General features: G+C 65.0%; 30 protein-coding genes. 17 read left to right on the plus strand and 13 right to left on the minus strand.

What is annotated here, in order from left to right; all coding sequences use genetic code 11:
• Positions 1–157 precede the first annotated feature (157 nt).
• The 5 genes from ASC68_RS12285 (at position 158) to pdxA (ending at position 6,767) form a co-directional block, all read left to right on the plus strand.
• The gene (locus tag ASC68_RS12285) at positions 158–1,246 is read left to right on the plus strand and encodes an LptF/LptG family permease (protein WP_055879274.1); all 1,089 of its coding nucleotides are present in this window, start codon (positions 158–160) and stop codon (positions 1,244–1,246) included.
• Positions 1,243–2,304 carry an LptF/LptG family permease gene (locus ASC68_RS12290; protein ID WP_055879277.1) on the plus strand — a complete coding sequence of 354 codons (1,062 nt, stop codon included), beginning with the start codon at positions 1,243–1,245 and terminating at the stop codon, positions 2,302–2,304. Before ASC68_RS12285 ends, ASC68_RS12290 begins: the two co-directional genes overlap by 4 nt.
• A 5-nt stretch (positions 2,305–2,309) precedes the next feature.
• A complete protein-coding gene (gene lptD / locus ASC68_RS12295; RefSeq protein WP_082528107.1) occupies positions 2,310–4,604 on the plus strand; it encodes an LPS assembly protein LptD in 2,295 nt (764 codons plus the stop codon).
• A gap of 128 nt (positions 4,605–4,732) precedes the next feature.
• Positions 4,733–5,608: a SurA N-terminal domain-containing protein gene (locus ASC68_RS12300; RefSeq protein WP_197421180.1), complete on the plus strand. Its 876-nt coding sequence runs from the start codon at positions 4,733–4,735 to the stop codon at positions 5,606–5,608.
• A 130-nt stretch (positions 5,609–5,738) separates the two neighbouring features.
• Positions 5,739–6,767 (plus strand): 4-hydroxythreonine-4-phosphate dehydrogenase PdxA, encoded by a 1,029-nt coding sequence (pdxA, locus tag ASC68_RS12305; protein WP_082528108.1) that lies wholly within the window; start codon positions 5,739–5,741, stop codon positions 6,765–6,767.
• A gap of 231 nt (positions 6,768–6,998) precedes the next feature.
• On the opposite strand, the gene ASC68_RS12310 is transcribed toward pdxA, so the two are convergent.
• Positions 6,999–7,430, minus strand: coding sequence for a DUF305 domain-containing protein (locus ASC68_RS12310; RefSeq protein ID WP_082528109.1), 432 nt, complete (start codon positions 7,428–7,430; stop codon positions 6,999–7,001).
• Between the two features lie 130 nt (positions 7,431–7,560).
• Between ASC68_RS12310 and rsmA the strand changes: the two genes are divergently transcribed.
• Together rsmA and ASC68_RS12320 are read left to right on the plus strand one after the other, a co-directional pair.
• Entirely contained in the window at positions 7,561–8,391 is an 831-nt protein-coding gene (gene rsmA, locus ASC68_RS12315; protein WP_055879284.1) for a 16S rRNA (adenine(1518)-N(6)/adenine(1519)-N(6))-dimethyltransferase RsmA, read from the plus strand.
• On the plus strand, positions 8,391–8,648 hold the full coding sequence (locus ASC68_RS12320; protein ID WP_055879287.1) for a hypothetical protein: 258 nt from the start codon (positions 8,391–8,393) through the stop codon (positions 8,646–8,648). The genes rsmA and ASC68_RS12320 overlap by 1 nt, the downstream gene beginning before the upstream one ends.
• Positions 8,649–8,707: 59 nt before the next feature.
• Here ASC68_RS12320 and ASC68_RS12325 read toward each other — a convergent pair whose 3' ends face one another.
• The 8 genes from ASC68_RS12325 to fabD form a co-directional block, all read right to left on the minus strand.
• Positions 8,708–9,001, minus strand: coding sequence for a hypothetical protein (locus ASC68_RS12325; protein ID WP_055879290.1), 294 nt, complete (start codon positions 8,999–9,001; stop codon positions 8,708–8,710).
• A gap of 183 nt (positions 9,002–9,184) precedes the next feature.
• The gene (gmk, locus tag ASC68_RS12330) at positions 9,185–9,823 is read right to left on the minus strand and encodes a guanylate kinase (protein ID WP_055879293.1); all 639 of its coding nucleotides are present in this window, start codon (positions 9,821–9,823) and stop codon (positions 9,185–9,187) included.
• 59 nt (positions 9,824–9,882) lie between these two features.
• Positions 9,883–10,776 (minus strand): YicC/YloC family endoribonuclease, encoded by an 894-nt coding sequence (locus ASC68_RS12335; protein WP_055879296.1) that lies wholly within the window; start codon positions 10,774–10,776, stop codon positions 9,883–9,885.
• Entirely contained in the window at positions 10,776–11,918 is a 1,143-nt protein-coding gene (mltG, locus tag ASC68_RS12340) for an endolytic transglycosylase MltG (protein WP_055879299.1), read from the minus strand. The genes ASC68_RS12335 and mltG overlap by 1 nt, the downstream gene beginning before the upstream one ends.
• Before the next feature lie 89 nt (positions 11,919–12,007).
• On the minus strand, positions 12,008–13,270 hold the full coding sequence (gene fabF / locus ASC68_RS12345; RefSeq protein ID WP_055879909.1) for a beta-ketoacyl-ACP synthase II: 1,263 nt from the start codon (positions 13,268–13,270) through the stop codon (positions 12,008–12,010).
• Positions 13,271–13,303: 33 nt separating this feature from the next.
• Positions 13,304–13,540 carry an acyl carrier protein gene (locus ASC68_RS12350; protein ID WP_055048542.1) on the minus strand — a complete coding sequence of 79 codons (237 nt, stop codon included), beginning with the start codon at positions 13,538–13,540 and terminating at the stop codon, positions 13,304–13,306.
• A gap of 288 nt (positions 13,541–13,828) precedes the next feature.
• Positions 13,829–14,569, minus strand: coding sequence for a 3-oxoacyl-[acyl-carrier-protein] reductase (fabG, locus tag ASC68_RS12355; RefSeq protein WP_055879302.1), 741 nt, complete (start codon positions 14,567–14,569; stop codon positions 13,829–13,831).
• Between the two features lie 26 nt (positions 14,570–14,595).
• The gene (gene fabD, locus ASC68_RS12360) at positions 14,596–15,546 is read right to left on the minus strand and encodes an ACP S-malonyltransferase (protein ID WP_082528110.1); all 951 of its coding nucleotides are present in this window, start codon (positions 15,544–15,546) and stop codon (positions 14,596–14,598) included.
• Between the two features lie 175 nt (positions 15,547–15,721).
• On the opposite strand from fabD, the gene ASC68_RS12365 reads away from it, so the two are divergent.
• A complete protein-coding gene (locus ASC68_RS12365; protein ID WP_055879916.1) occupies positions 15,722–15,919 on the plus strand; it encodes a type II toxin-antitoxin system VapB family antitoxin in 198 nt (65 codons plus the stop codon).
• Positions 15,916–16,287 carry a PIN domain-containing protein gene (locus ASC68_RS12370; RefSeq protein ID WP_055879304.1) on the plus strand — a complete coding sequence of 124 codons (372 nt, stop codon included), beginning with the start codon at positions 15,916–15,918 and terminating at the stop codon, positions 16,285–16,287. The genes ASC68_RS12365 and ASC68_RS12370 overlap by 4 nt, the downstream gene beginning before the upstream one ends.
• Here ASC68_RS12370 and ASC68_RS12375 read toward each other — a convergent pair.
• Positions 16,284–17,240: a threonine/serine dehydratase gene (locus ASC68_RS12375; RefSeq protein ID WP_055879307.1), complete on the minus strand. Its 957-nt coding sequence runs from the start codon at positions 17,238–17,240 to the stop codon at positions 16,284–16,286. The genes ASC68_RS12370 and ASC68_RS12375 overlap by 4 nt on opposite strands.
• Positions 17,241–17,321: 81 nt before the next feature.
• Here ASC68_RS12375 and ASC68_RS12380 point away from each other — a divergent pair, with 81 nt between their 5' ends.
• The gene (locus ASC68_RS12380) at positions 17,322–17,519 is read left to right on the plus strand and encodes a hypothetical protein (protein WP_055879918.1); all 198 of its coding nucleotides are present in this window, start codon (positions 17,322–17,324) and stop codon (positions 17,517–17,519) included.
• A 5-nt stretch (positions 17,520–17,524) separates the two neighbouring features.
• Here ASC68_RS12380 and ASC68_RS12385 read toward each other — a convergent pair whose 3' ends face one another.
• Complete coding sequence (locus tag ASC68_RS12385) at positions 17,525–17,713, minus strand: hypothetical protein (RefSeq protein ID WP_055879310.1); 189 nt, start codon at positions 17,711–17,713, stop codon at positions 17,525–17,527.
• Positions 17,714–18,009: 296 nt separating this feature from the next.
• Between ASC68_RS12385 and rpsF the strand changes: the two genes are divergently transcribed.
• The 4 genes from rpsF to ASC68_RS12405 all read left to right on the plus strand — a co-directional run bounded on the left by rpsF (position 18,010) and on the right by ASC68_RS12405 (position 20,440).
• Positions 18,010–18,423 (plus strand): 30S ribosomal protein S6, encoded by a 414-nt coding sequence (rpsF, locus tag ASC68_RS12390; protein WP_055879312.1) that lies wholly within the window; start codon positions 18,010–18,012, stop codon positions 18,421–18,423.
• A gap of 78 nt (positions 18,424–18,501) precedes the next feature.
• Entirely contained in the window at positions 18,502–18,756 is a 255-nt protein-coding gene (gene rpsR, locus ASC68_RS12395) for a 30S ribosomal protein S18 (protein ID WP_055048535.1), read from the plus strand.
• Positions 18,757–18,840: 84 nt separating this feature from the next.
• Entirely contained in the window at positions 18,841–19,419 is a 579-nt protein-coding gene (rplI, locus tag ASC68_RS12400) for a 50S ribosomal protein L9 (RefSeq protein WP_055879315.1), read from the plus strand.
• 313 nt (positions 19,420–19,732) lie between these two features.
• A complete protein-coding gene (locus ASC68_RS12405; protein WP_055879318.1) occupies positions 19,733–20,440 on the plus strand; it encodes an outer membrane beta-barrel protein in 708 nt (235 codons plus the stop codon).
• Positions 20,441–20,494: 54 nt separating this feature from the next.
• On the opposite strand, the gene ASC68_RS12410 is transcribed toward ASC68_RS12405, so the two are convergent.
• Positions 20,495–20,986: an SRPBCC family protein gene (locus ASC68_RS12410; protein WP_156387322.1), complete on the minus strand. Its 492-nt coding sequence runs from the start codon at positions 20,984–20,986 to the stop codon at positions 20,495–20,497.
• A gap of 121 nt (positions 20,987–21,107) precedes the next feature.
• Here ASC68_RS12410 and ASC68_RS12415 point away from each other — a divergent pair, with 121 nt between their 5' ends.
• On the plus strand, positions 21,108–21,863 hold the full coding sequence (locus ASC68_RS12415) for a TetR/AcrR family transcriptional regulator C-terminal domain-containing protein (RefSeq protein WP_197421182.1): 756 nt from the start codon (positions 21,108–21,110) through the stop codon (positions 21,861–21,863).
• An 8-nt stretch (positions 21,864–21,871) separates the two neighbouring features.
• Here the strand turns inward: ASC68_RS12415 and ASC68_RS12420 are convergent, their stop codons facing one another.
• A complete protein-coding gene (locus ASC68_RS12420; protein ID WP_055879323.1) occupies positions 21,872–22,405 on the minus strand; it encodes a cytochrome b in 534 nt (177 codons plus the stop codon).
• Positions 22,406–22,478: 73 nt separating this feature from the next.
• Here ASC68_RS12420 and ASC68_RS12425 point away from each other — a divergent pair, with 73 nt between their 5' ends.
• Complete coding sequence (locus ASC68_RS12425; RefSeq protein WP_055879326.1) at positions 22,479–22,916, plus strand: MarR family transcriptional regulator; 438 nt, start codon at positions 22,479–22,481, stop codon at positions 22,914–22,916.
• A 191-nt stretch (positions 22,917–23,107) separates the two neighbouring features.
• Positions 23,108–24,598, plus strand: coding sequence for a replicative DNA helicase (locus ASC68_RS12430; protein WP_055879330.1), 1,491 nt, complete (start codon positions 23,108–23,110; stop codon positions 24,596–24,598).
• The last annotated feature ends 2 nt before the right edge of the window (positions 24,599–24,600 follow it).

Consider the following 24,600-nt stretch of genomic DNA (forward strand, 5'->3'; position numbering starts at 1 on the left):
ACGCCCGTCGCGTCAATCCCGCAACACCCGGGAGGCCGACCGCCACGACCCCGCCCGATTGGCTTGCCAAGCCATGTCGGGGGCGGGCAATGTCCGCCCGGTTCACCTGCCCGGGGGCAGACCGGAGGTGAGCGCGCGTCGGAACCAGATTGTCGGCATGACTCGGCTAGGCACTTATCTTTTCAGGCTTTTTGCCGCCGAGGCCGCTGCGCTTTTCGGGGTCGCGCTGACGATTCTATACCTCGTGCAGTTGCTCAGAATCGTCGAGATCGGGGCCGTGCGCGATCGCGGGCTGGGTACCCTGTTCTGGCAGACCATTCTCGGCCTGCCACCACTCTCCATCGCGTTCCTCTATGTGTGCCTCGCCATCGGGCTGGCGCGGGCGCTGCGCGCCATGCAAGGCTCGCGCGAGTTGCACATCATCCATGTCTCGCAGCGGCTGCCGGCGCTGATCCGTACCATCCTTGGGTACGCTGCCATCGGCACGCTGATGGTCTTGCTGCTGGCGCATGTGATCGAGCCGCTGGCGAGCCGCGAGAACAACCAGATCAAGGCCCAGGCTGCGGCGGACCTGGTGGGGCGCTCGCTGGTGCCCAACCGCTTCGCCGAACTGGGTGATGGCGTGACGATCACGGTCGGCGGTCGCGGCGCCGACGGCGAGATCACCTCGTTCTTCGCCGACGACCGGCGCGACGCGGGCACCCGACGCACCTACATCGCCGACTCTGCCCTGATCACGGCCGACGAGCTCGGCTACGTGCTGCAGCTCGAAGACGGGACCATCCAGTATCGCACCGCCGACGGGCAATTCTCGGAGATCTCGTTCGAGCGCTACGACATCGCGCTGGAGCGCCTTACCGGCGATGAGGACACCGGCGAGCGGCGCGGCGATCAGAGTACCTACGGCATGATCATGCGCGGGCTGACGGAGGGGGAGTGGCCCGCCGAGTCGCTGCGCCGCATGGCCGAACGGACATCGGACGGCTTCCGGGTGCTGGCGCTCTGCCTGTTCGTCGCCGCGATCAGCGCTTTCCCCTCGGGGCGCCGCAAGGAGCCGGTGCTGCCGGTAGAAATCACCGTGCTGGGGGCAGTGCTGTTCGAGCGCGCGGTCACCTCCTACGCGCCGGTTGCGGGCTGGGCGCGCGAGACCAGCGGCGTCATCGCGCTGATCGTGATCGCAGCGGCCATCCTGATCTACCGGTTGCGGCTGTTTGCTCCGCTGCCCCGGGAGGCGCACAGCCGATGAACCGGATCGACCTGATCATCGTTCGGCGCGTGGCGAGCAATGTCGGGCTGACGCTCGCCGTGCTGTTCGGCATCGTACTGCTGGTCGAATCGCTCAATACCAGCCGCTTTTCCGCCCTCTCAGCAACCGGCGGTGCACCGCTGGCGCTGACCGCCGTGGCGCTGGCAGCGGCCCGATGGATCATCGACACGCTGCCGCTCACCTTTCTCGTCGGCACCGTCGCCGGGTTGCTGAACCTCCAGGCGACACGCGAGATGACGGTGATCAAGGCCTCGGGCCGCTCGGTCTGGCGGGTGATGATACTGCCGCTGGCGGTCACCTTCGCCGGCGGGGTGCTGGTGACGCTGCTGGTCGACACGGCGGTGATTCAGCTCAATCGCACGCTGTCGCTAAGCACCACGAGCGGCGAGGTCGGCAGTTCCGGCACGCTTTGGCTCGACGAGCGACGGGGCGATGTCCACTACATTCTCGAGGCCGGGTACGTGAACCCGTCGGGGACGGCGCTGGGCAGCATCGACGTCTTCATGATGGAAGCCCCGCGCGACCGGATCGAGGCGCCGGCTGCCGAGCTGGTCGGCAACGAGTGGGTGATGGCGCAAGCGACGCGCTATCGCTCCAACGAAATGCCTGAGGCGATGACCGATTTCCGGCTGCCAACGGCTCGGACGGCCGGCGACATGCGGGCCCGGATTGCATCGATCAAGGACATGACAGTGTGGGAACTGGCAGGATCGCTGGCGGCCCGGCTCACCGATTCCCGGGAACGCGCCGAGACGGAAACGCGGTTCCTCAGGCTGCTTGCACTGCCACTTACGCTGTGTGGCTCGCTGGTCATTGCCTTCGCGTTTACGGCCGGTTATCGAAGGACCAATAAGTATGGTGGGGCGGTGCTTTATGGTATCGTCCTTGGCGTCTTGGTTTATGTCGTGACCGAGATGGCGGGACGCGCCGGGGGTGCCGGCGTGATGCATCCGGCCATCGCAGTTGCAGGGCCGGCGGTAGTAGCTATCGTCATTGGAGTGACGGTGCTGCTCAACAGGGAAGACGGGCGGACGTGAGCATTATGCGCCGCGACCGGGGGATGGGGACGCGCCTGCGCCAGTTCGGCGCGGTGCTTGTGTTCGCCCTGGTGGCCGCATCGCCCGCCGCGGCGCAGTTCCTGCCCGAAGGGTTCTTTGCCACGCTGCCCGAGCCGGGTGCCCCGGCCAAGGTCGAGGCCAACGTCCTCTCCTATGACAAAAGCAGCGACGTAATCAGCGCGCAGGGCCGCGTGCTGATGCAGTACGAAGGCTATTCGATCGCCTGCGACGACCTGCGCTATGAGCAGCAGACCGGCAACCTGAATTGCATCGGCAACGTGCAGCTGGTTGATCCGGCGGGCACCAGATACACCGCCGAGACGATCGAGGTAACCGGCGGGATGAAGCAGGCCTTCATCCAGTCGCTGACCCTTACGACCACCGATGGCGCGCGGGTGACCGCCAACGACGTGCAGTATTCCAGCACGCTCGAGACCGTGCTCAACCAGGCGACCTACACGCCGTGCGGCGAATGTATCGACGCCAAGGGCAACCGCATCGGCTGGAGGGTGAAAGCCGCCAAGCTGATCCAGAACGCCGACACCAAGACGATCTATTTCGAGCAGCCGTCGCTGGAAGTGCTCGGCATTCCCGTGGCCTGGCTGCCGTGGTTGTCGCTGCCCGATCCGAGCTCGAAGCAGAGCAACGGGTTCCTGCTCCCCCGGGTCAACTACAAGCAGATCTATGGCGGCCGGATCACGGCGCCGTATTTCATCAATATCGGCGACGACACGCAGATCCTGCTGGCGCCCTCGCTGATGTCGCGCCAGGGCTTCCTGATGGCAGCCGAGTGGCAGCAGCAGTTCGACTACGGCTCGCTTACGGTGAAGGCGTCGGGCCTCTACCAGCTCGATCCGGGTGCGTTCAGCGAGCTCGGCAACCGCGAATGGCGCGGCGCGATCCAGAGCTCCGGCCGCTTCCAGCCGATTGCCGACTGGACCGTCGGCTGGTCGTACAGCGCCTTCACCGATGCCGCCTATTTCGACGACTACGATTTCAGCACCGCCGACTGGGTGACCAACGAGGTCTACGCGACGCACCTCAGCAGCGATTTTTATGCCGATCTGCGCCTGCAGGAGTTTCTGAAGCTGGGGCAGTACGGCACGATCAAGGGCGCAGACGACGCACAGGCCCAGCAGGCACTGGCAGTGCCGAATGCTCGAGGAGCTGGCTACTTCGACCTCGGTGACTGGGGCCAGGTGCGAGCTAACGGCAATTTGCTCGGCGTTCAACGCGACCTGGATTCTGCGGCAACATATGGCACGAAGGACTACGTGTTCGGCTACGAAGGCTCCAAGACCCATGCCTCGGGCGAACTCGTCTGGCAGAACCAGATCATCGCGTCGGGCGGCGTGGTCGTGACGCCGTACCTTGGGCTCCGCGCCGACGTCGCGAACTACGACAGTGGCGATGCCCTCACCGCTGGTGAGCCCTCCGACCAGTTTCTTTTTGCGGCGACGCCGATTGCCGCGGTCGATTTCCGCTGGCCGCTGTTTGCCGCCAACGGGCTCGATACCCACCTGCTCGAGCCGATCGCGCAGCTGGTCTATCGCGGCAGCGACACCTCGCTGGTGGGCATCACCAACGACAACGCGCACAGCTTCGTGCTCGATGACACCAACATCTTCTCCTACGATCGCTTCACCGGCACCGACCGGCAGGAAACCGGGCTCCGCGCCAATGTCGGGGCACGCTATCTCGCCAATTTCTCCGGTGGCCAGTGGCTGGAGATCGTCGCCGGGCAGAGCTTCCATCTTGCCGGGGTCAACGCGTTCGGCGTCGACGATCCGGTCAATACCGGCCTCGGCAGCGGCATGGAGGACGATGCGTCCTACATGGTGCTGGGCGCTCGCGGCTCGCCCTATGCGGGGCTGACGCTGGGCGCCAAGCTGCAGGTCGACCCCGACGGTCCACGCGTGGCGCGCGCCGGCGTCGGCGGCAACTATGCCATCGGCCCCTACTCGGTGGGCAGCGACTACGTCTACCTGCCTGCCGACGCTGCAACGGGCGTGCCGGTGGATCAACATGAAGTGACGGTGCGTGGCAGCACGCCACTGCCGCTGGACTACTGGCGCGCCATCGGCAGCGTTTCGTGGGATATCGCCGCCAGCGAGTGGCTGGAGGCCCGAGGCGAGCTGATTTATGACGACGGCTTCTTCCTCGCAGGCGGCTTTGCGCAGGCGAACGGGGCGACGCACGAGACGCCAAACTCGGTGACGTTCGGCGTGCAGTTCAAGCTGAAGGCGCCAGGGGCGCAGTTCGATATTCTCAACTACTAGTCCGGTCGGTGCGATCGACCGGTGCAACGACCTCGGCCAACCGATTTTGGCCGTATTCTTCCAACATTGAGATGGCCGAGCCGGGGGCGATCCGGTGGCTTTCCAAAGAACTGAAAATGGTGACGACAATGCTCCGCCTCATCGCTGCAACGCTGATCGGCCTTACCCTGAGCGTCATGCCGGCCTTCGCCGCGACCAAGGTCACGGTCAACGGCGTGCCGATCTCGGATATCGAAGTCGCCCAGCGCACCAAGCTGCTGGCGCTGGAAGGCGGCGGCGGCACCAAGAAGGCCATGGAACAGCTGATCGACGAGCAGTTGCAGGTCCAGGAAGCCAAACGAATGAACATCGTCATCTCCGACCAGCAGGTCGATGACGCGTTCCAGCAGGTGGCTCGCAACATCAAGGTGTCCAGCGACAAGCTGCGCCAGATTCTGCAGCAGGCCGGCGTCAACATGGACACCATGCGCGCCCGCCTCCGCGCGGCGATCGCCTGGCAGCAGGTGAGCGGCATGGTGGTCGCCTCGCGCGTCAAGGTGTCGGACCTCGACCTCGAGAAGGCCGCCGAGGCCAAGCTCGACCAGGCCTTGAGCTATGACTATATCCTCAAGGAAGTGCTGTTCATCAGTTCGACCGGCAATGCTTCGGCCCGCACCGGCCAGGCCAACCAGTATCGCCAGGCTTTCAAGGGCTGCGACAGCGCTGTGCAGGTGTCGCTGAACTTCACCGATGCCGCAGTACGCGACATGGGCCGCCGCCACGCCACCCAGCTGCCCGAACCGCTGGCCGCCGAACTTGCCAAGCTCAACGTGGGCGGCATCACCAAGCCGCGCGTGACCGAGTCGGGTGTGTCGATGCTGGCCATCTGCGCCAAGAACGAAGCGCGCGACACCACCTTCCTCAAGAACAAGCTGCGCAGCGAGCAGGGCGGCGAGCAGATGAAGGCCGAAGCCGAGAAGTACAAGGCCGAGCTGCGGACCAAGGCCAAGATCGTCTACAACTAACGGACTCTTGCCGGCCTTTCGACAAATCGAAGGCAATAGCAGCCCGTTGGCTTAGCGAGTCCATGCTAGTGGCAGCAGACCTGGCGCGGCGATTGGCTGCGCCAGTTGTGTTTACGCAAGCGAGGACACCGTGGCCGACAATCAAGCGCCGCTGGCCGTGAGCATGGGTGAGCCCGCGGGGATCGGGCCAGACCTGATCCTGAGGCTCTATGCCAAGCGCGACGAGCTGGGCCTGCCACCGTTTATCGTCTACGGCCATGTCGACTTTCTGCGCGCCCGTGCTGCGCGGCTGCGGCTGCCGGTGGCGATGGTCGAGAGCACGCCGCTCGAGGCGCCGGCCAGGTTCGCCGAAGCGCTGCCGGTGGTGCATATCGACGGGCTCGTGCCCGACAAGCCGGGCGATCCGACAGCGCTCTCGGGCAAGGTGGTGATTGAAGCGATCAGCCGCGCCGTGGAGCACAGCCTTACCGGCGTCTGCCGCGCCATCGTCACGGCGCCGATTCATAAGGCGGTGCTGTATTCCGCCGGCTTCAAGTATCCCGGTCATACCGAGTTCCTCGCGGCGCTCTGTGCTCAGGGCGGCGCAACGCCGACGCCGGTGATGATGCTGGCGCATGAGGCGCTGCGGGTGATCCCGGCGACCATCCACGTGCCGATCAGCGCCGTGCCCTCGCTGCTGACGTTCGAGCTGGTGGTGAGCACCGGGCGGATCGTGGCGCACAGCCTCAGGACCCGCTTCGGCATCGCCGAGCCCCGCATCGGCTTTGCCGGGCTCAATCCGCATGCCAGCGAAGGCGGCAATATCGGCACCGAGGATTATGACATTGTCGGCCCGGCGATCGCCCAATTGCAGCACGAGGGGATCCTCGCCGAAGGCCCGATGCCGGCGGACACGCTGTTCCACCTGCCGCACTGGCGGAGGTATGACGCGGTGATCGCCATGTACCACGACCAGGCGCTGATCCCGATCAAGACGGTGGCGTTCGACCAGGCGGTCAATGTCACGCTCGGGCTGCCGATCGTGCGCACCTCGCCCGACCACGGCACGGCGTTCGACCTCGCCGGGACCGGCAAGGGCTCAGATGCAAGCTTCCTCAATGCGATCCGGCTGGCGGATGAGCTGACTGGCGGCGCAGTGCATCGGGCGGCGGCGCAGTAGGCACTACTGAGAGAGACGGCCCCCTCCGTGGCCATTCGAGCGTAGCTCTCATGGCCTTCTCCCCTCAAATCGCTCCACTGGAGCGATTTGCCCTACGGGACGGCTCGAAGTCCCCCATGAAGGGGGAGGTGCTCCGCCGGTGTATTTGGCGCGATCGAAGGCCGAGCCTCGACTCTTCACCTCCCCCTTCATGGGGGAGGCCGGGAGGGGCCGTCTGCTTCAGTACGGCTGCTACTGCGGTTGCTTTGCCAGCCAGGCCAGCATGTCGGCGATTTCCTTTTCCTGGGCGGTGATCACCGCCTGAGCCACTTCCCGCACCCACGGATCGTCGCCGTGCTTGAGCTCCGCCTTGGCCATGTCGATGGCGCCGCGGTGATGCGGGATCATCGAGCAGACGAAGGCGACGTCGATATCGGTGGCCGTGCCGCCGGCCATCATGTCGGCGTTCATCGCGTCCATCCCGGCCATCAGCTCGGTATGGGCTTCGGAAGCCCCTGCCTGGTGCTGCATGGTCATGGGGGCTGTCGCCTGAGGAGCGTTGGCGAGGCAGATGGCCGGAAGGTTGGCGGCCGGCGTGGCGGCGTGAGCGCCATGATCCTGCTGCGCCACAGCGGGGGCGGCGAGTGCCAGCAGCAGCGCGGCGGCGAGGGTGAACTTGTGCATATCAATCTCCTTCCAGATCGGGCCTGATTCAGTGGCCGTACCCTCTTCCTGCACCTTCCCATCGTGGCAAGGTCAAGCGTGTTCTGCGCGGCCCATTTGCCTTCGCCGATAAATCCGCTATCCCCCTGCCATGCAGATCGACAATCTCCCGCCGCTTCGCGAGGTCATCGCCGCACACGACCTGAGGGCCAAGAAGGAGCTCGGGCAGAACTTCCTGCTCGACCTCAACCTCACGGCGCGGATCGCCCGCGTCGCCGGTCCGCTGGAGGCGACGACGGTGATCGAAGTAGGCCCCGGTCCCGGCGGGCTGACCCGGGCGCTGCTCGCCGAGGGCGCGAGGAAGGTCATCGCCATCGAGCGCGACGAGCGCACCCTGCCCGCGCTTGCCCAGATCGCCGAGGCCTATCCTGGACGGCTCGAAGTGATCGCTGGCGATGCGCTCGAGATCGACTACGCCGCGCTGGCCGACGGCCCTACCCGCATCGTCTCGAACCTGCCCTACAATATCGGCACCGAGCTGCTGACGCGCTGGCTCACAGTGGAGAACTGGCCACCGTTCTTCGAGAGCCTGACGCTGATGTTCCAGCGCGAGGTAGCCGAGCGGATCGTCGCCAAGGCCGGAGACAATCACTATGGCCGGCTGGGCGTCTTGTGCGGCTGGCGCACCGAGGCCCGGATCGCCTTCAATGTCGGGCGCGAGGCGTTCACGCCGCCGCCCAAGATCACCTCCAGCGTGGTGCACCTGAAGCCCAAGGCGACCAATGACGGCGTCGCCGTACGCGACCTCGAGGCGGTCACCCGCGCCGCCTTCGGGCAACGCCGCAAGATGGTGCGCCAGAGCCTCAAATCGCTGGGCGTGCCGATGGAGCCGCTGCTGACGGCGGCCGAACTCAGGGGCGACGAGCGCGCCGAAGTGCTGCCGGTCGAGACGTTCCTGAAACTGGCGAAGGCACGGCGCTGATGGGCGGCGTCATCGCCATCGTCACCGCACTGCTGGCGTTCGGCATCCCGATCGCCGTGCCACTGTTCGCGCAGCGCTGGCGGACCCTGGTTATCCTGCTGGGGCTCGGCGCTCTGTTCTTCGCCTGGGTCAACCTCGACCTCGCCTCACCCGACGGCATCACCCAGACGCTGGGGCCGTTCACCTTCGGCCTGATGCTGTTCGGCTTCGCCGCCGGGGCGATCGCGAAGTTCGTGATGCTGGTGTCGCGGCGGTAGGCGACCGCCCTACAGGCCGGTGGCTGCGGCCCGCACCGGACCATAATTTGGCGAGAAGATCAGCCGCTGATCGTCGGCCGGGTCACGGCGCCGTCGCCGCTGATCTCGATCTCGGCGACCGAGACAGTGCGCTTGAGGATGGCGGCGGCCTTGACCAGCAGCGCGGTCTTGACTTCCGATGGGCTCATCTTGTCGTGGGTGTTGGCCCAGACGCGCAAGGTGAGGTTGTGATCGAAGGTTTCGCGCGAGCGGATCTCGCGCAGCAGCACCTTCACCTTTGCCTGGGTCCGATCGGCAAAGGTCGGATGGCGCTGCATTTCATCGATGCTGCACGCTTTCACTTCGAACGGCATGCTCAAGTCCCCCGCGAGGGTAGGTTCCGCCCAATTCCGAGGTTTCGGAACTGCGGGCGCGCGAACCATCCACAGATGTCCATGGCTTATCCACAGGCAGCTATCGGAAGAGTTAAGGTGTTACCTTAACGATTTTATTGCGCCTTGCTGGCGCCCTGAGGCTCGCAACCCTCTCGTCTCTTGTTAGAGAGAGTCGATCTGATCCTGCAAGTCTTTGACGAACTTATCCAATTGGATGAATCGCGGACGAGCAAGGCGAGCCGCGGCGAGGATCGTGCGGACGCGCGAGGTGGAATCCTCGAGATCCTCGTTGACGAGCACGTAGTCGTACTCGCCGTAGTGCTCCATTTCGATGCGGGCGTTCTTCAGCCGCTTCTCGATGGTGCCGGCGCTATCCTGGGCGCGCCGCTCGAGGCGCTTGCGCAGCTCCTTGATCGATGGCGGCAGGATGAAGATGGTCACCATGTCGCTGCGGCACTTCTCATAGAGCTGCAGCGTGCCCTGGAAATCGATATCGAACAGGATGTCGCGGCCGGCCGAGAGCCGCTCTTCGACGCGTGAGCGCGGCGTGCCGTAGAAATTGCCGTGCACCTCGGCGCTCTCCAAGAGCTCGCCGTCCTCACGCATCTTCTTGAAGGTCGGCACGTCGATGAAGTGGTAGTGCTTGCCGTCGATCTCATCGGTGCGGCGGGCGCGCGTCGTCACCGAGACCGACAGTGCGATGTTCGGGTCGTCCTCGAACAGGGCGCGAGAAATCGACGACTTGCCCGCGCCGGACGGCGAGGCGAGAACCAGCATCACTCCGCGTCGGGTGAATTCCATTCGTACTTCGTCCTTATGCCCTGCGCAGAACTCTCGGCCGCTTCGCGGCGCTCGCCGGGTTACTCGATATTCTGGACCTGTTCGCGGAGCTGATCGATCACCGCCTTCAGGTCGAGGCCGATGCCGGTCAGGGCCACGTCGTTGGATTTCGAGCAAAGCGTATTCGCTTCGCGGTTAAATTCCTGTGACAGGAAGTCGAGCTTGCGGCCCACCGGTCCGCCGCCCGAGATCAACTGGCGCGCCGCAGCGATGTGGGCGCCGAGCCGATCGAGCTCTTCACGGATATCCGCCTTGGTGGCGAGCAGCACGGCTTCCTGCGCCAGCCGCTCATCCGACAACGTCGGGCTCGCTTCGCTGAGCTCGGCCACCTGCTGGCGCAGCCGGGCGAGGATGGCGTCGCGGCTGCGGCCCGGGTGGATCTCGGCGGCCTTGGTGAGGGCGGCGATCTCGTCGATGCGCTCGGCGAGAATGGCCGCGATACGGGCCCCCTCCTCGCGTCGCGCCGCGACCAGGCCGGTGACGGCCTCCGCCACGGCGCCGAGAATGGCGGCGTTGAGCGCTTCCTCCTCGTCGGCCGACAGCGCCGTCTCGTGCTGCTCGAGCACGCCGCGCAGCGCCAGGATGCCGTCGAGGCGGGGCTTGTCGGCATCGACGCGGCCCTCCAGCCACTTGAAGCCCTCGAGCACGGCTTCCAGCGCCTGGTGATTGACGACGACGCGGCCGCCCTCCCCTTCGCGGTCGACATTCAGCGATATGGTCAGCGAGCCGCGGGTGATCGATTTGCCGATCAGCCGACGGATCTCACTCTCCAGCGCATCGAAGCCGGAGGCGAGGCGCATCCTGAGGTCGAGGCCGCGGCCATTGACCGACTTGATCTCGATGGTGAAACCGACGCCCGGCAGCGAACCGCCGGCGCGGGCGTAGCCGGTCATGCTGGCAAGCGATGCAGCCATCAGTTGGCGGGCTCGACGGTCTCGCCGGCGTCCTCGGCCTGCTCGGCTTCCAGCGCTTCCTTGGCGGCTTCCGAGTCCGCCTCGGCCGCCGCCTTACGGTAGAGCCTCACGTTCTTTCGGTGCTCGGCATAAGTCTCAGCGAAGAGGTGGCCGTCGGCCGGGTTGGCGCTCTTGGCGACGAAGTAGAGGTCCTTGATCGCCGCCGGGTGCGCGACGGCGCGCAGCGCGTCCTCGCCCGGATTGGCGATCGGGCCGGGGGGCAAGCCATCGATCTGGTAGGTGTTGTAGGCGGTTTTAGCCTTCAGCTCCGAAGAGGTCGGGCCGCGGCTCAGCACCGCCTTACCCTCGGTAACACCGTAGAGGACCGTGGGGTCGGTCTGCAGGCGCATCGACTTCTTCAGCCGGTTGATGAACACCGCGGCCACCTGCGGGCGCTCGGAGGCGACCCCGGTTTCCTTCTCGACGATCGAAGCCATGGTCACCAGTTCGGCCGGCGATTTGATCACCGAGTCGATGGCAGGGTCGCGGCCGGCCCAGATCTCGTCGACCGTCTTCTTCATCTCGGCCTGCATCTTTTCGAGCACCGAGATGCGGGAGTCGCCGGGGAAGAAATCATAGCGCACCGCCAGGAGCGTCCCTTCGGGGGGAACCGGGACCGGCTCGCCGGTGAGGTTCGGGCCTACGGCATTCAGCCGCTCGGCCACCTGAAACGAAGTATCGCCCGGGATGACGTTGACGAAGAAATCGAGCGGCTTGCCCTCGGTCAGCTCGGTGAGGATGTCGGCCATCGACGAATTCGGCTTCAGCGCGTAGACGCCGGCCTTGAGGTCACCCTCTTTCTTCAAGGCACGAGCGCCGCCCCAAAATAACCATTCGGACGGCAGCAACTGGCCCTGCGGGATCAGCCCCTGCTCTTCGAGCCGGCGAGCCGTGGTCATTACCGACGAGCCCTTCTCGACGGTGAAGTTGGCCTCGGTCTTGACCGCGCCTGGGGCATAGAACTGGCTGGCGCCGTAAAGGAAAATCCCGACGGCAACGAGGATGCCGAGCACAAGCAGAGTCAGCAGCGCGTTGATGACGCTGAGGAGGCCGCCGCTCCGCCGTTTCTTGCGGGCTCGCTTCTCGCTGCGCTCGTTAGCCATCGGTCGAACCTCCAGAAACGCGCACTAATCGCTTGAAAAATGACATCAATGCGAACCCGGCATCCGGCAGGATGCCAGGGTTCGGTCGCTTAGCTCGCCTTGCGGAAGATCAGCGAGGCATTGGTGCCGCCGAAGCCGAAGGAGTTCGAGAGGGCAATATTGACCTCTTTCTTCCTGGGCTTATGGGGCACCAGGTCGATCACCGAGGCGACCGACGGATTGTCGAGATTGATGGTCGGCGGCACGATCGAGTCGCGCATGGCGAGCAGGCAGAAGATCGCTTCGACCGAACCGGCGGCGCCGAGCAGGTGCCCGATGGCCGACTTGGTGGAACTCATCGCCGCCTTCGGAGCAGCGTCACCCAGCATGCGGGTGACCGAGCCGAGTTCGATCTCGTCACCGAGCGGCGTCGAGGTGCCGTGGGCGTTGATGTAGTCGATCTCGGAGGGATCGATGCCGGCCCGCTTGACCGCCATCTGCATGCAACGGAAACCGCCATCGCCGTCCTCGGAGGGAGCGGTGATGTGGTAGGCATCGCCAGAGAGGCCGTAGCCGATGACTTCGCCATAGATCTTGGCGCCGCGGGCCTTGGCGCGCTCGTATTCCTCGAGCACGACGATGCCGGCGCCTTCGCCCATGACGAAGCCGTCGCGGTCCTTGTCGTAGGGACGCGAAGCCATTTCCGGGCGATCGTTGAAACCGGTGGAGAGGGCGCGACAGGCGGCGAAGCCAGCGATCGAGATGCGGTTGACCGGCGATTCAGCGCCGCCGGCCACCATCACGTCGGCATCGCCCAGCATGATCAGCCGGGCGGCATCGCCGATGGCGTGCGCGCCGGTCGAACAGGCCGTCACCACCGAGTGGTTCGGGCCCTTCAGGCCGAAGCGGATCGAGACGTTGCCCGATGCCATGTTGATGATGCGGCCCGGGATGAAGAACGGGCTGACGCGGCGCGGCCCCTTTTCATGCAGGATGATCGAGGTCTCGTAGATGCCCCCGATGCCGCCGATGCCCGAGCCGATCAGCGTGCCGATGCGGTGCTTTTCTTCTTCGGTCTTGGGTTCCACCCCGGCATCTTCGATCGCCTGAGTGGCCGCCGCCATGGCGTAGATGATGAAGGGATCAACCTTACGTTGATCCTTCACGTCCATCCATTCGTCGGGATTGAACTTGCCGTCGGCGTAGTCGCCCAACGGGATCCGGTGAGCGATCTGGCAAGCAATATCGTCGACCTGGAAGTCGTCGATGCGCTTAGCACCGCTCTTGGATGCGAGGATGTTGGCCCAGGTTGGTTCGATCCCGCAGCCCAAAGGGCTGACGATCCCCATCCCGGTGACGACGACGCGGCGCAGTTCCATCGAAGAAGAGCCGTTAGCGGTCGGCGATCAGCCGACGGCCTTGGTCAGATAGGCGACGGCGTCACCGAAGGTCTGGATCGATTCCGCGGCATCGTCCGGGATTTCGACGTTGAACTCTTCTTCGAAAGCCATAACCAGCTCGACCTGATCGAGCGAGTCCGCGCCCAGATCGTCAATGAAGCTGGCCTTATCGACGACCTTCTCCGCATCGACGTTGAGGTGTTCGACCACGATCTTGCGGACGCGATCAGCGATATCGCTCATATTTGACTTCCCTTGTTACCAAACAGGTTGTTCGTTCGTACGCGGCCCCAGACACCGGAATTGCCCGGGCCCACTGACCTTTGCCGCCGTTCGCGGCAGACTGTAGGCGCGGCTTCGTACCCTCGCAAGTACGGGCCGAACCCGAAATCAGCGGCGGAGGTAACATACTTCCCCCGCCATTGCCATATTGCGCAGGCCCCGGTTTCCCCAGCCTTCGCGATGGCACGTTTTCCTTTGTCGCGCTCGCGAACCGCAAAAGTCTGCAACTTTTGCTGCTCACGCTCCGGCTTACAGCATCACCATGCCGCCGTTGACGTTCAGCGTATGGCCGGTGATGTAGCCGGCCTCGTTGCTGGCAAGGAACACCACCGCAGCAGCAACCTCATCGGCGGCGCCGAGCCGGCCAGCCGGCACCTTACCCAGAATGCTTTCACGCTGCTTATCGTTCAATTCGTCGGTCATGGCCGAGCCGATAAAGCCGGGCGCCACGGTGTTGACCGTGATGTTGCGCGAGGCGACCTCATAGGCCAGGGCCTTGCTCATGCCGATGAGACCGGCCTTCGACGCTGCGTAGTTGCCCTGCCCCGGGTTGCCGACGACGCCGACCACCGAGGTGATGCCGATGATGCGGCCGAAGCGCTGCTTCATCATTCCGCGCAGCACGGCGCGGGTGAGGTGGAACGCCGAGGTGAGGTTCACCGCCAGCACCTCGTCCCACTCCTCGTTCTTCATGCGCATGAATAGGTTGTCGCGGGTGACGCCGGCATTGTTGACGAGAATGTCGATGCCGCCCAGCGCCGCCTCGGCCGAGGGGATGAGCTTATCCACCGCGTCGAGGTCGGAGAGGTTGGTCGGCAGGATCGGGTGATCGCCGCCGCCGAGCAGGTCGCGGGTCTCTTCGAGGGCACCGACGCGGGTGCCGCTCAGCGCCACGCGCGCGCCGGACGCGGCGAGGGCCTTGGCGATTTCGCGCCCGATGCCGCCGGAAGCACCGGTGACGAGGGCGCGTTTGCCCGTGAGATCAAACATTTACGGACTCCTCAGGAGAAACTGATTCAAGCGCCGAGTTCGGCGAGGAACGCATCGACATCGGCCGGTGCGCCGATCGATACGGCCGCCGTTTCCGGCGCGATGCGCTTGGCGAGGCCCGAGAGCACCTTGCCTGAGCCGAGCTCGACCAGCTGCGTCACGCCCCCGTCTTTCACCAGCCAGCCAACGCACTCGGTCCAGCGGACCATGCCGGTGACCTGCTCGACGAGACGCTTCTTGATCTCTTCGGGATCGGTGATGGGCTTGGCCAGGACGTTGGCGACCACCGGCACGATGGGGGACTTCACCGTCACCTGGTTGAGCGCATGCTCCATCGCGTCGGCGGCGGGGCGCATCAGCGCGCAATGGAACGGGGCGCTGACCGGCAGCGGCAGGGCGCGTTTGGCGCCGGCCGCCTTCAACAGCTCGATCGCGCGGTTGACCGCGCCGACATGGCCGGAGATCACCACCTGGCCGGGGGCATTGTCATTGGCGACGCCGCAGATCTCACCGTCCTCGGCATCATTGGCGGCGCGCAGCACGGTTTCGAGGTCGAGCCCGAGGATCGCCGCCATGGCGCCCTGCCCGACCGGCACGGCCTGCTGCATGGCCTGGCCGCGGATCTTCAGCAGCCGCGCCGCGTCGGCAAGGCTGAAGGCGCCGGCCGCAGCCAGCGCCGAGTATTCGCCGAGCGAGTGGCCAGCCACGTAAGCGGCATTATCCTTCAGCGAGAAGCCGCGGCTTTCGAGTACGCGCGTCACCGCGACGGAGACGGCCATCAGCGCCGGCTGGGCGTTCTCGGTGAGGCGCAGCGTCTCGTCCGGCCCTTCGAACATGATGGCGGAGAGTTTCTGGCCGAGCGCGTCGTCGACTTCGGCGAAGACGTTGCGGGCTTCCTGGTAAGCGTCGGCGAGATCCTTGCCCATGCCGACAGCCTGGCTGCCCTGCCCCGGGAAGGTGAATGCGCGCTTGGTCAAGGTGGTGGCCTCCGCCGTTGTTCTTCGTCGTTGAGGCCGAGCCTAAGCCCCGCCCGGACAGGCGTCCAGTTGGCGGCGGCGTTTGCAGGAGGGGGATGGCAAAGTCAAGGCGGGATGGGGCGCGCATTGAATATCGCATCAAATGATGCTATTTTTCGTGCATCAGGAGGTGCCAATGCGCACGACGATCACCATCGATGATGAACTGCTCAGGGATGCCCAGGAGTTCTCCGGCATCAAGGAGAAGTCGGCCGTAATCAACGAGGCGCTGCGCTGGTTCGTGGCGAGGGAGGCGGGAAAGCGGTTGGCTATGCTCGGCGGCTCCGTTCCGGACTTTGACGCCCCGCGGCCTCGCCGCCTCGGTGGCGCATGATCCTGCCGGACACCTCGATTTGGATCGATCACTTCAGGCGAGGGGTCGCATCGGTCGGTGAGCTTGCCGCCCGGGCCGACATCCTGATGCATCCCTTCGTGTTGACTGAGCTTTCACTGGGATCGCTGCCCGACCGAGCTATGACGCTGCGCTTCCTGCGCCGTTTGCTACCGCCGGTAGTGTCGAGTGAGGCAGAGGTGGCTCTGCTGATCGAGAATGAGAAACTGTTCTCAACCGGGCTGAACTTCGTGGATGTTCACTTGCTCGCCTCTGCCCGCCTGACAGTTGGCTGCCAACTCTGGAGCCGCGATGACCGGCTGAGCAAGGCCGCCAACCGGCTCGGTGTCGGTGTTTCGCAGCCGATCTAGTCGAACTTCACCGCCGTCGTGTTGGCGCCGCAGAGCAGTACGCCGACCTTTTCACCCGGCGCCGGAACATAGCGTCCCGAGAGGACGGTGGCCATTGCGGCGGCCCCGCCCGGCTCCACCGCCACGCGCAACACGTCCCAGATCGCCTTCTGCGCCGCGACGATGGCTTGGTCGGTAACCAGCACCGAGCGATCGATGAAGCCGGACAGCGCAAAGCTCAAACTGCCGATGCGCCGGGCGCCGAGGCTGTCGGCGGCAACGCCGCTCACCGGCACGTCGACCGGTCGTCCGGCCTCGATGGCGTTGTGCAGGGTCGGCGCATTCTCCGGCTCGACGCCGATCAGCCGGACCCGGCCAGTAGCCGCCGCCGCAATACCGCCGATCAGCCCGCCACCGCCCACGGCCACCAGCAGCGTATCGAGGCCAGGCGCCTGCTCCAGCCATTCGAGCCCGACCGTCCCCTGCCCGCACAGCGTCTCGAACATGTCGTAGGCGTGTACCTCGAGCAGGTCGTTCTCTGCCGCGAAGGCGTGGCTGGCATTGTAGGCATCGATGTAGGTGTCGCCGCCGATGACGATCTCGGCACCATATTGCAGGATGCGGTTGATCTTGGCCTGCGAGGAGATGCGCGGCACGTAGATATGCGCCTTGATACCGAGCTTATGCGCCGCGTAGGCGACGGCGGCGCCATGGTTGCCGCCCGATGCCGCCACCACGCCGCGTGCGGCGCCCGGCCGAATCAAGAGGTTGGCGAAGGCGCCGCGGGCCTTGAAGGTGCCGGAGTGCTGCATGAATTCGAGCTTGAAGGAGAACGGCGCACCATCGAGCCCGAAATCGGCCGCCGCCACCTCGACCACCGGGGTGCGCCGGATGTGCGGGCGGATCACCGCTTCGGCGGCGCGGATCGCGTTGCGATCAGGCGGAGCAGACGCGACAGCTTCGGTGGTGGTCATGGCGGTCTCGACAAGGTTAACATAGTGGAGCCGCCCGGCCTGCCTAAAGCAAGTGTCGGGACGATGAAAGAGGCCGCGACGATGGGCAAGATCAACTCCGAGTGGCACCGCGAACACCGGATGCCGGCCAATGCGACCAAAAAGCAGCGCGCCGCCTGGCATTACGAGCACGCCCAGCACTGCGGCTGCCGGGCGCTGACGCCGTCCATCACCTCGCTGCTGGTATCAGAGGGGTATGAGATCCCGAAGCGCGCCGGCGAGACCTCCGCATCGGGCTGACCGGATCAGTCGAGCGGTGGCGTTTCGCGCTCCGAAGGCGTCGGCCCCGGGTTCAGCAGCGGATCGCGCCATACCGGCAGGCCCGGCAGTTGTCCTTCCGGAAGTTCCCTCTCGGTCTGCTCGGCATCGGGAATGTCCAAGGGGATGTCGTCGGGCTGGGTGGCAGGCGGCACTGGCGTTTTGCGATTGGTCATGACCTTCTCCTTATGTAAAGGGAAAGGGTCGGCTGGCCGATATCGTTCCGCCTGTGGCAGACGCCTTCGGGATGTCCCCGCCCCACGCGGCTTGCCATTGCCGGCGTTTTCCCCTATAGCCCGCCTCGCATTCGTTCGGCCGGGGGCTGAACGGAGGGTTCGTGCATTTGTACGATAGGGTTCGCCCGTCCTCCCGTGTTCCCGCTCTTTAGAAGACTGCTTTGATCGCCTTTCCGGCTTCAAAGGGGCTCCGCGCCGAGTGGAAGTGTTGTGAACCAACTTGAAGGAAGGCGCTTATGGCCCTTTACGAACACATTTTCCTGGCCCGCCAGGACGTTTCCCCCACGCAGGTGGAAGAGCTGACCGCAGCCCTGACCGAAGTGCTCAGCAATGGCGGCGGCAAGGTCACCAAGAACGAGTACTGGGGCCTGAAGTCGCTCTCGTACCGCATCAAAAAGAACCGCAAGGCGCACTACACCCTGCTCAACATCGACGCTCCGCACGCCGCGGTGGCCGAGATGGAGCGCCAGATGGGCATCAATGAAGACATCCTGCGCTTCATGACCATCCGGGTGGACGAGCTCGAGGAAGGCCCGTCGGCCATGATGCAGAAGCGCGATCGCGATGACGACCGCGGTGACCGTCCGGGTGGCCCGCGTGGCGACCGTGGTGGTTTCGACCGCGGCGACCGTCGCCCGCGCCGCTTCTAAGAACGCTTCGGGAGTATTCCAGGAAAAGTTGCAGACTTTTCCGGTTCGGAATGCGACCCACCCAGAAGGATAAGCCAAATGGCCATCAAAGACCTGACCACGACCACGGCCCGCCGTCCGTTCCAGCGCCGCCGCAAGACCTGCCCGTTCTCGGGCCCGAACGCGCCGAAGATCGACTACAAGGACGTTCGCCTGCTGCAGCGCTACGTGTCGGAGCGCGGCAAGATCGTCCCCTCCCGCATCACTGCGGTCTCCGCCCTGAAGCAGCGCGAACTGGCCAAGGCCATCAAGCGCGCCCGCTTCATCGGCATCATGCCCTACGCCGTTCAGTAAGAACCGGTTTCAGGGACTCGCTGGGGCTGCCGATCGTCGGCGGCTCCTAACTGCCTTCGAGGCAGGACAGCAAAGGAAAGCACCATGAAAGTCATTCTCCTCGAGCGTATCGGCAAGCACGGCCACATCGGCGACGAAGTGTCGGTGAAGGACGGTTTCGCCCGTAACTTCCTGCTCCCGCAGCAGAAGGCGCTGCGCGCCACCGAAGCCAACCGCAAGAAGTTCGAGCGCGATCGCGCCGACATCGAGCAGCGCAACCAGGAGCGCCGCGAGGCCGCTGCCGGTATCGCGTCGGGCCTCAACGGCAAGTCGGTGGTCATCATCCGCCAAGCCGGCGAAACCGGCCAGCTTTACGGCTCGGTATCGTCGCGTGACGTGGCCGACGCACTGATCTCGGACGGCTTCACCGTCTCGCGTTCGCAGGTCGACCTCGCCAACCCGATCAAGACCGTCGGCGTCCACCCGGTGCCGCTGCACCTGCACGCCGAAGTTGCCGTGTCGATCACCGTCAACGTGGCGCGCTCGGAAGACGAGGCTGCCCGTCAGGCCGCCGGTGAAGATCTCACCGCGATCAACTACGACGACGAAGCGGCTGAACAGTTCGCTGCTGGCCAGGCCGAAGTCGGCTCCGCCGCTACCGAGGCCTTCGGCGACGAAGAGTAAGAACGTATCGCATCGATACGAGAAAGGGCCGGGAGCAATCCCGGCCCTTTTGTTTGCGCGCCCCGGCCGGGCGGCGACCTTCCGCTAGAGCTTGGCGGTACGGCCCGAGTCCAGCTTTTGGACAGGTCGGATTTCTTCCGATCCGGAATGTATCAGCAACGGCCGCGGCCTGGTTGCTTGCCTCACTTTCTGCCTGGTGTTGCCATTATGTGCCACGACCGAAATTGATGCCTTGAAAGCTGCGTTCCCTACTTCCACGAATACAATTCATCTGCAAATCATGGTGCCAACTTAATTGCGGGAGGCTCCCATTATGAACATGTTCAAACTGCTCAGCGGCGCTGCTGCTGTGGCGCTGATTGTCGGCACCCCTGCCCTGGCAGCGGATCTGGTCGTTGACGTCCCGGTCGACGAGCCCGTGGCAGTTGCTGATATGGGCTGGTACTTGAGCGTCTTTGGCGGCGCCCAGTGGACCACTATTTCGGCCGATGACAGCTCGCCGCCGGGTGGGCAGTTCTTTGACTTCGACAGCGATATCGGCTGGCAGTTCGGCGTCGCACTCGGCGCCAACTTCACCGACAATCTGCGCGGCGAAGTCGAACTGTCGACCGGCGCGGTTGGCTTGCCTGACGTGACGATCAGCGGCGGCCCGCCCGCACTGTTCGATAACGACACCTACCCGATCACGGACGGCTGGGCCTCTACCACCTACCTGCTCGGCAACCTCTGGTTCGATATCGACACCGGTTCGGGTTTCACGCCCTATATCGGCGGTGGTCTCGGCGCCGGTTATGTGACCGCCGACGGCACCGCCGTCGGCACCTCGGTCGACCTGTCCGGCTGGGGCTGGGCCTACCAGGTCGGCGCCGGCGTCAAGGTCGACGTGGCCGACAATATGACGCTCGACCTCGGCTATCGCTACAAGGCGATCGTCGGCGCTGAAGTTGAGGGCGGTGCCATCGATGCCGTTGCGGACCTCGGCTCGCACGTGGTGCAGGTCGGTCTGACCTTCGGCTTCTAAGCCGGCACAATCGCAGCGAATACAAGGCCGGGAGCGATCCCGGCCTTTTTGTTTTCAGCGCGTCTCGGCGAGCGCTTTGATACCCTCAAGCCAGGAAGCGATCTGGGATTGCAGCTGCGCGCTGCTGATTGCCGGCCCGGCAAGCGGCCCGCTCATCGATTCCGCCGCGTTCAGCCGGGTGCCCGAACCAACCGCTTCGAAGTGGTAGACATGTACGGCCTCGAGGCCCGCCGCCAGCGTGCACCAGGTCAGCGTGCACCAGGTCAGCGTGCACCCTGGTTCAGTGAGCGCAAAGCGGGAGCGAACCGGGATCGGGCCGGCGGACCAGGTGAAGGCGCCGCCGTCCAGGACGACCACGTCCTGAACATCGGCACGGATGTCGGGCCAGTTGGTAACGTCGTGCAGCAAGCGCCACACCACTTCGGGAGCACGGGCTATCTCAATGTTCCCCGACGCGGCAACCGGAGCCGAGGGATCAAGTCTCCCCTCCGCGGCGAACCGCCACGCCAGCGAGTCCTCGATGCGAAGCGCGTTGTCCGTGGTCATGATCACTCCTTTTCGATACAACGTACCGATACACTGTATCGGCTGCAAGACTGATCGTCAAACCTATGGTCGAGCCAAGTGACGGTGCTATGGAGTGAGGAGCATCAGCCCGGAGACAATTTTGGCCGGCAACGACACCGATAGCTCCCTTGCCGACACCATTGCGCTGCTGTGGAGTGACCACTCTCGCCCAGTCGGGCGCAGCGGTCGCACCATCAACGACTTCGTTTCGGCGGCGACCGAGCTGGTGCGGGCCGAGGGGCTCGAGGCGCTGTCGATGCGTGTCATTGCCGCTCGGCTTGGCGTGCGGACCATGGCGACCTACAGCTTCGCACCAGGCAAGGCGGCGTTGCTGGCGCTGATGGTCGACCGGGTCTATGCCGGCCTCTACCCGGATGGAGCCCCGCCGCATGGCCGCAATTGGCGCCAAGGACTGAGCTTAGTCGCCGAGGCGAACCATAGGCTGTTCCTTGCCAACGCGTGGCTAACCGCAGCGCGCCCGGCGCGCTCGCCGATGGGACCGCACGAGATCGAGAAGAACGAGGTCGAACTGGCAGTGCTCGAGGGCATCGGCCTCACGGATTTCGAGATGGAGCAGGCGCTGGCCGCCGTGCTCAACCACGCGGCCCACACCGCCGCGCTGCAGTCCGGGCTGCTGGCGGAACGGGAGAAGACGGGGCTGGGCGATCCGGAATGGTGGCGCGAGGCCATGCCGCAGCTTGAGCGGTTAGTCGATCCGCGCCGCTTTCCCCTCACGGCACGGGTGGGTCAGGCTGCCACGGCGGCACGGCAGGGCGAGTTCTGGGGTGAGAAGGCCTTCCGCTTCGGCCTCGAGCGGCTGCTCGACGGGATCGAGGCGCTGATCGCCGGGCGCTAGAAAGTGCGCTAGGCGACCCCTACGCCCATTCGGGCCAGCAGGCGGTCGCGACGGATGAACTGGTGGTAGAGAGCGGCGCCGATATGGAGAGCAAGCAGCCCCAGCATCAGGCGCGAGGCGATGCCGTGGACGGCACGCGGCAGAACGGTCTCCAGGTTGGGGAGCGTGGCGGAGCCGATGATGGCGGGAAGCGCACCCGACAGGATGATGGTGGCGATGCCGCTCGAGGCGGTGACGAGAACCACCGCATAGAGGGCGATGTGCACCGCTTTGGCCACGAGCTTCTGCCAGCCGGGCTGATCGGCGGGCGGAGCCGGGCGCCGATCGATGGCGAGCCACCAGACGATACGCAGCAGCGTCAGCAGCAACACCCCTGCCCCGAACGGAATGTGGGCGCGCAACAATACGAGCTTGGCGGCCGGGTCGACCTGCGCGGCGGCGAGCAAGCCCGTGGCGAACAGCGCAACGATCATCAGCGCGGTGAGCCAGTGGATAGCGATGGCGACGCTGCCGTAGCGCGTCGAACTGCTTGTTGCGGACATCGAAGGCTCCTTGCGTTTCGTGGCCAACTACGGTTACATAGCACACTATGAATTTAAATAGCAAGCTATGTAAATGAGCTATGTCCGCGAGACCTCAGCCGGCTACCTCACCAACTGGGCGGCGCGGCTATTCGCCCGCGCCATCGAGCGGCGACTGGCGGGCGGCAGTTCGGGGCCGATGCCGGTATTCTTCGCGCTGCAGGACGGTGGGGCGATGACGCAGAAAGAGCTGGCCCTGCTTGCCGCGGTGGAACAGCCGACCATGGCGAACACGCTCAATCGCATGGAGCGCGACGGGCTGGTGGCGAGGACGCCCGACCCCAACGACCGACGCAGCGCCCGGGTGTCGCTGACGCCGCTCGGGCGCGAGCGCGCCAGGGCCGCTTTCGTGTCCGCCATCGAGGTCAACGGCCTCGCCACCGATGCATTAGAGCCCGAGGAGCGCGAGGTGTTTTACGGCATGATGCGCCGGATCATCGCAGCGCTGGAGCGCGATTCCGGCACTGAATGAGGGGTACGAATCGGCGATCGGCCTGATGACGCGAATGCAAACGCGCCGCCTTGGTTTCCCCCGCTTTCAACACTAACCACAGGCGTCGCGCCGAGGACCCGATTCGGTCACCCCGGCGTCACATTTTTGACCGTCGCCGGGACAGCCGCTGGTAAAGCAAACCTTAACGAGCGGGGGAGTATCGAGTCGCTATGGCCGACAACAACGTGCATCGCCTGCGTCCGGAAGACGAAAAGGGCTTCCGCCTCGCGCCCCACAATGTGGAGGCGGAGCAGGCTTTGCTGGGAGCGATCCTCGTCAACAACGAGGCGTTCTACCGGGTCAGCGACTTCCTCATACCCGAGCACTTCTACGAGCCGATCCATCGCACCATCTACGAGGTGCTGGCCAAGATCATCCGCGCCGGCAAGACGGCGACGCCGATCACCGCTAAGACCTACCTCGCCGACGCCCTGACCGCTGAAATGACCATGCCGCAATACCTGGCGCGGCTGGCGGCGGAAGCAACGACCGTGCTCAACGCGGCCGATTACGGCCAATCGATCTACGATCTGGCGATCCGCCGCAACCTGATCCAGATCGGCGAGGAGATGGTGCAGATCGCCTATGACTCCGATGTCGAGGCGACGGCCAACAAGCAGATCGAGGAGGCCGAGAAGGCGCTGTTCGATCTGGCGGAAAAGGGCCGTTACGACGGCGGCTTCCAGAGCTTTTCGGCAGCGCTGACCGAAGCCATCAAGATGGCCGGCGAAGCCTATGGCCGCGACGGCACGCTCAGCGGCACCTCGACCGGGCTCACCGATCTCGACCGGCTGATGGGCGGGCTGCAGCGCTCCGACCTGATCATCCTCGCGGCGCGTCCTGCCATGGGCAAGACGTCGCTCGCCACCAACATCGCCTTCCATGTGGCCAAGAGCTTTCGCGGCGAAGTGCAGGCGGATGGGCACAGCAAGACCATCGATGGCGGGCATGTCGGCTTCTTCAGCCTCGAAATGAGCGCCGAGCAGCTGGCGACGCGTATTCTCGCCGAGCAGGCCGAGATCTCTTCGTCCGACATCCGGCGCGGCAACATTCACGAGAGCCAGTTTTCGAAGCTCGTCGACACCTCGAACCTGATGGCGCAGGTGCCGCTCTATATCGACGATACCGGCGGCATCTCGGTGGCGCAGCTGGCCGCCCGCGCCCGGCGCCTGAAGCGCCAGAAGGGCCTCGACCTGTTGATCGTCGACTACCTGCAGCTGCTCAGCGGCTCGTCCAAGAAGTCGAGCGAGAACCGCGTGCAGGAACTGACCGAAATCACCACCACGCTCAAGGCGCTGGCCAAGGAGCTGGAAGTGCCGATCATCGCGCTCAGCCAGCTCAGCCGACAGGTGGAAAACCGCGACGACAAGCATCCGCAGCTTTCGGATCTGCGCGAATCCGGCTCTATCGAGCAGGACGCCGACGTGGTGCTGTTCGTGTATCGCGAGGAGTACTACCTCAAGAACAAGGAGCCCAAGGAGGGCACGCCGGAACACATGGCGTGGCAGGGCGAGATGGAACAGGTGCACGGCAAGGCCGAAGTGATCATCGGCAAGCAGCGTCACGGCCCGACGGGGACCGTGCAGGTGAGCTTTGAGGCGCAGTTCACGCGCTTCGGCAATCTGGCGCGCTCCGAATACCTTCCCGAAAGGATGGAATAGTG

The sequence above is a fragment of the Devosia sp. Root105 genome (assembly GCF_001424865.1).
Lineage (GTDB): Bacteria > Pseudomonadota > Alphaproteobacteria > Rhizobiales > Devosiaceae > Devosia_A.